This window comes from Acidisphaera sp. L21 (assembly GCF_009765685.1).
GTDB lineage: Bacteria > Pseudomonadota > Alphaproteobacteria > Acetobacterales > Acetobacteraceae > LMUY01.
Window position 1 is genome coordinate 210,503 of the sequence record NZ_LMUY01000151.1, and the last position, 7,076, is coordinate 217,578.

General features: G+C 68.1%; 8 protein-coding genes. 6 read left to right on the forward strand and 2 right to left on the reverse strand.

Annotated features, from left to right (window positions below; genetic code table 11):
- The first annotated feature begins 25 nt into the window (after positions 1 to 25).
- The gene (locus tag GSQ76_RS29470; RefSeq protein WP_158747642.1) at positions 26 to 697 is read left to right on the forward strand and encodes an ATP-binding protein; all 672 of its coding nucleotides are present in this window, start codon (positions 26 to 28) and stop codon (positions 695 to 697) included.
- A 47-nt stretch (positions 698 to 744) separates the two neighbouring features.
- Positions 745 to 1,173 (forward strand): alternative ribosome rescue aminoacyl-tRNA hydrolase ArfB, encoded by a 429-nt coding sequence (gene arfB / locus GSQ76_RS29475; protein ID WP_158747643.1) that lies wholly within the window; start codon positions 745 to 747, stop codon positions 1,171 to 1,173.
- 34 nt (positions 1,174 to 1,207) lie between these two features.
- On the opposite strand, the gene metW is transcribed toward arfB, so the two are convergent.
- Positions 1,208 to 1,810, reverse strand: a complete 603-nt coding sequence (metW, locus tag GSQ76_RS29480; RefSeq protein WP_158747663.1) for a methionine biosynthesis protein MetW — start codon at positions 1,808 to 1,810, stop codon at positions 1,208 to 1,210.
- Positions 1,811 to 1,853: 43 nt separating this feature from the next.
- Entirely contained in the window at positions 1,854 to 3,008 is a 1,155-nt protein-coding gene (locus GSQ76_RS29485) for a homoserine O-acetyltransferase (RefSeq protein WP_158747644.1), read from the reverse strand.
- Positions 3,009 to 3,085: 77 nt separating this feature from the next.
- Here GSQ76_RS29485 and GSQ76_RS29490 point away from each other — a divergent pair, with 77 nt between their 5' ends.
- From GSQ76_RS29490 to GSQ76_RS29505, 4 genes are all read left to right on the forward strand, one after another.
- The gene (locus tag GSQ76_RS29490) at positions 3,086 to 3,961 is read left to right on the forward strand and encodes a chorismate mutase (RefSeq protein WP_158747645.1); all 876 of its coding nucleotides are present in this window, start codon (positions 3,086 to 3,088) and stop codon (positions 3,959 to 3,961) included.
- A complete protein-coding gene (gene hisC, locus GSQ76_RS29495) occupies positions 3,958 to 5,040 on the forward strand; it encodes a histidinol-phosphate transaminase (RefSeq protein ID WP_158747646.1) in 1,083 nt (360 codons plus the stop codon). Before GSQ76_RS29490 ends, hisC begins: the two co-directional genes overlap by 4 nt.
- 144 nt (positions 5,041 to 5,184) lie before the next feature.
- Entirely contained in the window at positions 5,185 to 6,651 is a 1,467-nt protein-coding gene (locus GSQ76_RS29500; protein WP_158747647.1) for an undecaprenyl-phosphate glucose phosphotransferase, read from the forward strand.
- Positions 6,652 to 6,661: 10 nt separating this feature from the next.
- Positions 6,662 to 7,036, forward strand: coding sequence for a DUF3060 domain-containing protein (locus tag GSQ76_RS29505; RefSeq protein ID WP_158747648.1), 375 nt, complete (start codon positions 6,662 to 6,664; stop codon positions 7,034 to 7,036).
- The last annotated feature ends 40 nt before the right edge of the window (positions 7,037 to 7,076 follow it).

A 7,076-nucleotide genomic window follows, 5' to 3' on the forward strand; every position in this document is an offset into this window, starting at 1 on the left:
TGTGAAAATTAAGCCGGAGTTGCCGATGTCACACACTCCCCCTGCTCGTCTTCGTATGCCCCAGCCGACCATCGCCCCCGCGCTGATGAGCCACGAGGATCCGAGCCCCGACGCCATCGCGATGCGCCAATTGCGGCATCAGACGAAGAACGCCCTGCAGCGGATCATCGCCCAAGTGGCGGCGTGCGATCTGCGCGCCACCCCTGCCGGTGCGATCCTAGCCGACGAGATCGAGCGCCGTGTGCTGCTAAGCGCCCGTGTGTCGGATGCGCTGTTCGGGATGACCGCCTTCCCCGGCCCGCTGCGGGACCGGCTGATGGCCCTCTGCACCGCCACAGTGCGGCTGCTGGCCGACACCGAGCAGACGATCGAGACCGACATCGAACTCACCGGCGCTTGCCCGGCGGCGCTGCACAGCCTGATGGTGAAGACCGCGCATGAGATGGTGACCAACGCGGTCAAGCACGGCATGCACATGCGGCTGGTGGGCAAGATCCGCGTGCTGGTGCACGGCCACAGCGACGGTTCGACCACGCTGCAGGTCCGCAACGACGGCTGGCAGCTTAGCCCGGATTGCGAGGAGGGCGATGGTCTACCAATCATGCGCCTGCTGGCCGATCCGCATGGCGGCACCGTGTCGATGCGGCGCGAGGATGGCTGGACCATCGCCACCATGCACGTGCCCTGCTCACCCTGACGCCGCCCAACGCTGACGCCGGCCCGTGCATCCGCTATGAGGGCGGAATGGACGGCCTGCAGATCACCCCGCGCATCCGGCTGGAGGAATCCGAGCTGCAGGAACGTTTCATCGCCGCGGCCGGACCCGGCGGGCAAAACGTCAACAAGGTCGCCACGGCGGTGCAGCTCCGGTTCGACGCCCTGAACTGCCCGGCGCTGAGCCCGGCGATCCGCGCACGGCTGGCGGTTTTGGCTGGGCGGCGCATGACGGCGGAGGGCGTTCTGGTGATCGCCGCCAACCGCCACCGCACGCAGGAGCGCAATCGCGCCGACGCCCGCGACCGGCTGGCGGAACTGATCCGCGAAGCCGCCATCCCGCCCGTTTACCGGGTAAAGACCCGGCCAACCTTGGCAAGCAAACGCCGGAGGCTGGACGACAAGACCGCCCGCGCCGGCATCAAGCGGGACCGCGCACGACCGGGCAGCGACGGCTAGGCCAAACACGGCAGCCCCAGGATCGGCCGTGTGTTCAAGTCGCCCGGCGCAACAGGAATAGCGCCTGCTCGCCAAACAGATTGGCCATCCAGGGATAGCGCCGCCAGGGCGACCGCTGCCCCGCCTCGTCCACGGCCAGCCACCGCTCCACCACGTAGCCTTCCTGCGCGCACAGTTCGAAGAAGTCGCGCACGCTGCACGGGTGGATATTGGGAGTTTCGTGCCAGGGAACGTGCCACGTCTTGGTCATCGGCATCCGGCCGCCCACCAGCAACTGCCAGCGCACTGTCCAGTGGCCGAAATTGGGGAACGACACCACCGCCCGGGTGCTGATGCGCAGCATCTGGCGCAGCACCTCGCGCGGGCGCTCCACCGCCTGCAGCGTGCGCGACAGCACGACGTAGTCGAAGGCCGCGTCCGGATAATGCTCCAGATCACTGTCGGCATCGCCCTGCATCACCGGCAGGCCGTGCGCGACCGACCGCGTCACCGCCGCCATGTCCAGTTCGATCCCGCGGGCGTCGCAGCCACGGGTGCGGAACAGATGCTCGATCAGGCTGCCATCGCCGCTGCCGATATCCAGCACCCGGCTGCCCGGCGTGATCATCTCGCTCATCAGCCGCAGGTCCAGCCGCATGTTCTTGGCGACGAACTGCACCGGCTCCTTCAGCGCAGACACCTCAGGTGAGCCCAGCATGCTCGGCGCACCCGCGCAGGAAGCCGCCGAGCGTGCGATGGAAATCCGGCTCGTCCAGCAGAAAGGCGTCGTGCCCCTTGTCGGTCGCGATCTCCACGAAGCTTACGTTCGCCGCCGCCCGGTTCAGAGCGCGGGCGATGGTGCGGGATTGCGGGGTCGGGAACAGCCAGTCCGACGTGAACGACACGACGCAGAACCGGGTGCGCGTGCCCCGAAAGGCGGCGGACAGATTGCCGTCGTGCTCGGCCGCGAGGTCGAAGTAATCCATCGCCCGGGTGATGGTCAGGTAGGCATTGGCGTCGAACCGGTTGACGAACGTGCTGCCCTGGTGGCGCAGATAGCTCTCCACCTCGAACATGTCGCCGAACAGGCTCAGCGACTCCTTCGCCCGGTCCGGCCCCGACTGCAGCCGGCGGCCGAACTTCCGCGTCAGCGCCTGTTCCGACAGATAGGTGATGTGCGCCGCCATACGCGCCACCGCCAGGCCGCGCGCCGGGATCCGCCCCGTCTCCCAATACCGCCCCGCCGCGTAGTCCGGATCGGCAAAGATCGCCTGCCGTCCGACCTCGTGGAAGGCGATGTTCTGGGCGGAGTGGAACGGCGCCGTGGCGATCGGCACACAGGCGAACACTAGCTCCGGATACGTCGCCGCCCATTCCAGCGCCTGCATCCCACCCATCGAGCCGCCGATCACGGCGAACAGCTTGGCAACGCCCAGATGCTCCACCAACCGCCGCTGCGCCCGAACCATGTCGCGAATGGTGATCGGCGGAAAATCGGTGCCCCACGGCTCCCCGGTGGCCGGATTGATCGAGCGCGGGCCGGTGGACCCGATACACGACCCCAGCACGTTGGCGCAGATCACGAAGAAGCGGTCGGTGTCGATCGGGCGGCCCGGGCCGACCACCACCTCCCACCATCCACCCCGCCCCGTCAGCGGATGGCGCTCGGCGAGATATTGGTCCCCGGTCAGCGCATGGCAGACCAGCACGGCATTGCTGCGCGAGGCGTTCAGCGTCCCATACGTGCAATACGCCACATCCATCGCCGGCAACGTCTGCCCGCAATCGAGCGCGAACGGCTCGGCAAAATGCTCGTGCTGGTGGTTCACGGCGGGGAAGGGTTCTGGATGATCCACGCCAACCTGTATGGCAATGCGCCTGCGAAGGAGCAACTGGGTTTGCCGCAGACCAGGCCACGGGTTATTCCCATCCCATGTCAAGCACCGTTCCGCCCGTTGGGGCGCCTACCGACCTGGCTTCCCTGCGGGCCGAGCTGGATCGGCTGGACGACGAACTTCACACCATGCTGGTGCAGCGCGCGCAGGTCGTGGAGAAAGTCGGCCAACTGGCGGTCAAGGGCCGGGTCGCGCTGCGCGCCGGGCGGGAGGCAGCGATCGTCCGCCGCCTCGTCGGCAACCACACCGGCCGCTTCCCGGTCGCCAATCTCGTCCGGGTCTGGCGAGAGATCCTCGGCGGCATGACGGCACTGCAAGGCACCTATTCCCTTGCGATCTGCGATCCAGACCCGGGCGGCGCCTATACGGCGATCGCCCGGGAGCATTTTGGGGCCTTGATTCCGCTCCGCACCTACCGCACCCCCGCCCAGGCCATCGGCGAGATCAGCGCCGGTACCGCCAGCGCCGCCGTGCTGCCCGCCCCGACGGAGTGGGAGGAGCCGTCCGCCGCCTGGTGGACCGCGTTGCTGCACAAGGACGACCCCCGGATTCACGTCACCGCCTGCCTGCCCTTCTGGGCGCCACGGCCGGAGGGCGCGCCGAAGGTACAGGCCCTGGTCGTCTCCGCCGCTCCACCCGACCCGAGCGGCGCCGACCGATCGCTGCTGGGGCTTGAAATGGCGCTGGACCAAAGCCGGGCCCGCTTCGCCCAGGGCCTCGCCGCCTCCGGCTTCGACGCCGGCACCACGGTGCTGCGCCGCGACCCGGGCGCCGGCTCGGCCCGCGTGCTGGTCGACGTCGCCGGGTTCGTGCCCGAGACCGACCCGCGGCTCGCCTCGCTGACATTCACCACGCGGCCGCCCATCGTGCTGGGCGCCTATGCCGTTCCGATCGAAGGACCTGCTCAGCCATGACAGCCCCCCGCGCCAACGCCGGCATCATGAAGCTCACCCCCTATGTCGGCGGTGAGGCCAAACTGGCGGGCGTCAACCGCATCATCAAGCTGTCGTCCAACGAGGGCGCGTTCGGCCCGCCCCCGGGCGCCACCGCCGCCGCCGCGCGGGCCGCGACCGAGATGCACCGCTACCCCGACGGCGACTGCAACGCCCTGCGCCAGGCCCTCGGCAGCCGGTTCAGCCTGGACCCCAAACAGATCGTCTGCGGCGCCGGGTCGGACGAACTGCTGGCATTGCTGATCCACGCCTACGCCGCACCCGGCGACGAGATCATCATGAGCGAATATGGCTTCGTCATGTACGAAATCGGCGGCACCGCCGTCGGCGCCAAGGTCATCAAGGTGCCGGAGCGCAACATGACCGCCGACGTCGACGCGATCCTGGCCGCCGTCTCGCCCAAAACCCGCATGGTGCTGATCGCCAACCCCAACAACCCCACCGGCAGCATCCTGCCCCAGTCGGAGATGGAGCGCCTGCACCAAGGCCTGCCCCCCGACGTCCTGCTGCTGATCGACGCCGCATACTGCGAATACGTCGACCGCCCGGATTTCGACCCCGGCACCAAGCTGGTGGACGCCGGCGACAACGTCATCATGACCCGCACCTTCAGCAAGATATTCGGCATGGGCGGCATGCGCCTCGGCTGGTGCTACGGCCCACCCGGCGTCATCGACGTACTCAACCGCGCCCGCGGCCCCTTCAACGTCTCCCTCCTCGCGCAGGAGGCCGGGGTCGCCGCCCTGGCGGAGGAGCATTGGGTCGAGGTAGGCCGCGCCCACAACGCCACCCAGCGCGCCCGGCTGGTCGGCGCGCTGGAGGCACTGAGCATCAAGGTATGGCCCAGCGAGGGCAATTTCGTGCTGGCCGATTTCGCCACGCCCGAACTGGCGGCAGCAGCCGACGCCGCCTTGCGCCGCCGCGGCATCATCGTCCGCGCCATGCGGGCCTACAACCTGCCGCATTGCCTGCGCATCACCGTCGGCACGGCGGAGGAGTGCGACCTGGTCGCGGAGGCCCTGGCCGACCGCGCCCCGTAACGCCGCCGGGCTCGATCCCGGTTGCCGGCCCTTACGCGCCATTTACCATTTTTTGGGATGCTGCCGCGGCATTGATCCAGCCCCTCCCAGAACCGCGCCATTCGCGCCGGACGCCGGGCAGGCTGGACGCCCGGAGACTTATGGATGTCGGATGTTCTGAGCGGCAGCGCCGCACCACGGGCGGCGACCAGCACAAACACGCATGGCGATACATTATCGTTCCCCGTCATCGCCGGTCTGGTCCGGCTGGCGGACCTGGTGTTGCTGGGCATGGCCGGCGTGGCATCGGTCGGAATCGTCACCTGGCTCTACGGCGCCTACCCCGAAGGACCGATCCAACTGGCCGAAACGGCCGGCACCCTGGCCACGGCGCTGGGCCTGGCGCGTGAGGGCGCCTACGCCCAGACCGCCATGCAGTCGATCAGCACCCAGTTGCGCCTGCTGATCAAGCCGCTGCTGCTCGGGACATTCTGCCTCGTGGCCGGCCTGTTCGTGCTGTATCAGGGCCAACTCCCGGTTCGCATCTGGCCGCTCATCTGGGCGATCTGCGCGGGCGGCGCCATCGGGCTCGGCCGCATTCCGCTCTGGTACATCATGCGATACTGGACCGCCGCAGGGCGCCTGGCCCGCAAGATCGCCATCGTCGGCCTGAGCGATTTCAGCCACGAGTTCATCGAGCGCCTGCGTGACGAGCCGAGCGCCTTCAACATCGTCGGCATCTACGACGACCGCATCGCCCGGGTCCCCCCCAGCCAACTCGGCATCGACGTGCTGGGCACGGTGGCCGAGTTGGTGGAGCGGTCGAGGCGAGAAAGGATCGACGTCATCGTCGTCGCCCTGCCGCTCAAGGCGGTCGAGCGAATCAAGGCCATCATGGACCAGTTGGCCAGCACCGTCGCCGACATCGTCCTCACCACCGATCTGGCCGGCCTGCGCTACGCCCGCACTCAATTCCACGGGATCGGCCGCAACGCCGTCGTCTCGGTCCGGGAAGCCCCGCTGAAAGATTGGCGGCTGCTGGAAAAGACCCTGCTGGACTACACGATCGGCGTCGCGGCGCTGCTGATCCTGTCGCCCGTGCTGCTGCTCACGGCGGTGCTGATCAAGCTCGAATCGCCCGGCCCGGTGCTGTTCCGCCAGCCACGCATGGGGTTCAACAACCAGCTCTTCCTCTGTTACAAATTCCGGTCGATGCATCACGACATGCGCGACATGCTGGCCGACAAGCAGACCACCCGCGACGACCCCCGCATCACCCGCGTCGGCCGGATCATCCGCAAGCTGTCGGTCGACGAGTTGCCCCAATTGCTCAACGTGCTGAACGGCACCATGTCGCTGGTCGGCCCCCGCCCGCACGCCCCCAACACCAAGGCCGCCGACCGCCTGTTCACCGAGGTCGTGCAGCAATACGCCGTACGCCACCGGGTCAAGCCCGGCATCACCGGCTGGGCCCAGGTGAATGGCTGGCGCGGCGAGACCACCACCGTCGAACAGATCGAGCAGCGTGTCGCCTGCGACCTGTTCTATATCGAGAATTGGTCCATCGCCCTGGACCTGAAGATCATGGTGATGACGGTGTTGCGCGAGGTTCGCAGCCGCAACGCCTTCTAGGACCCTGCCGATGAAGATGTTGCCACGGTTGCTGTCGGGCGCGGCCCCAATGGTGTTGGGCGTAGCCCCAATGGTGTTGGGCATCGCCCTAGCCGGATGTACCCCGCTGCCCCCCGTGGTGGTGGTGCCCAATGACGGGTTCGAACACCTGCCCTTCGGCGGCACCTTCGATTGCGACGGCAAACCCACCGCGATCATCGGCCACCGGCACGACGTAACGTTGGAACACGGGTGCCGCCGCGTCTGGATCCCCGGGTCCAACAACGACGTCATCGCCTACGTCGAACCCGGCGCCTCCATCGAGGTCTCGGGCAACCGCAACACCGTCGTCTACCGCCTGGTCCGCCGCGGCGCCCCACCCAAATGGCTCGACACCGGACTGTAAGCGTTGCTCTGCGGCCGCCTTCCACGGAGCATGCGGGTAT

What these genes read in the sequence shown, in the direction of transcription:
- GSQ76_RS29470 (WP_158747642.1), top strand. Translation starts at nt 26, where the DNA reads ATGTCACACACTCCCCCTGCTCGTCTTCGTATGCCCCAGCCGACCATC.
- arfB (WP_158747643.1), top strand. Translation starts at nt 745, where the DNA reads ATGGACGGCCTGCAGATCACCCCGCGCATCCGGCTGGAGGAATCCGAG.
- metW (WP_158747663.1), bottom strand. Translation starts at nt 1,810, where the DNA reads ATGCGGCTGGACCTGCGGCTGATGAGCGAGATGATCACGCCGGGCAGC.
- GSQ76_RS29490 (WP_158747645.1), top strand. Translation starts at nt 3,086, where the DNA reads ATGTCAAGCACCGTTCCGCCCGTTGGGGCGCCTACCGACCTGGCTTCC.
- hisC (WP_158747646.1), top strand. Translation starts at nt 3,958, where the DNA reads ATGACAGCCCCCCGCGCCAACGCCGGCATCATGAAGCTCACCCCCTAT.
- GSQ76_RS29500 (WP_158747647.1), top strand. Translation starts at nt 5,185, where the DNA reads ATGTCGGATGTTCTGAGCGGCAGCGCCGCACCACGGGCGGCGACCAGC.
- GSQ76_RS29505 (WP_158747648.1), top strand. Translation starts at nt 6,662, where the DNA reads ATGAAGATGTTGCCACGGTTGCTGTCGGGCGCGGCCCCAATGGTGTTG.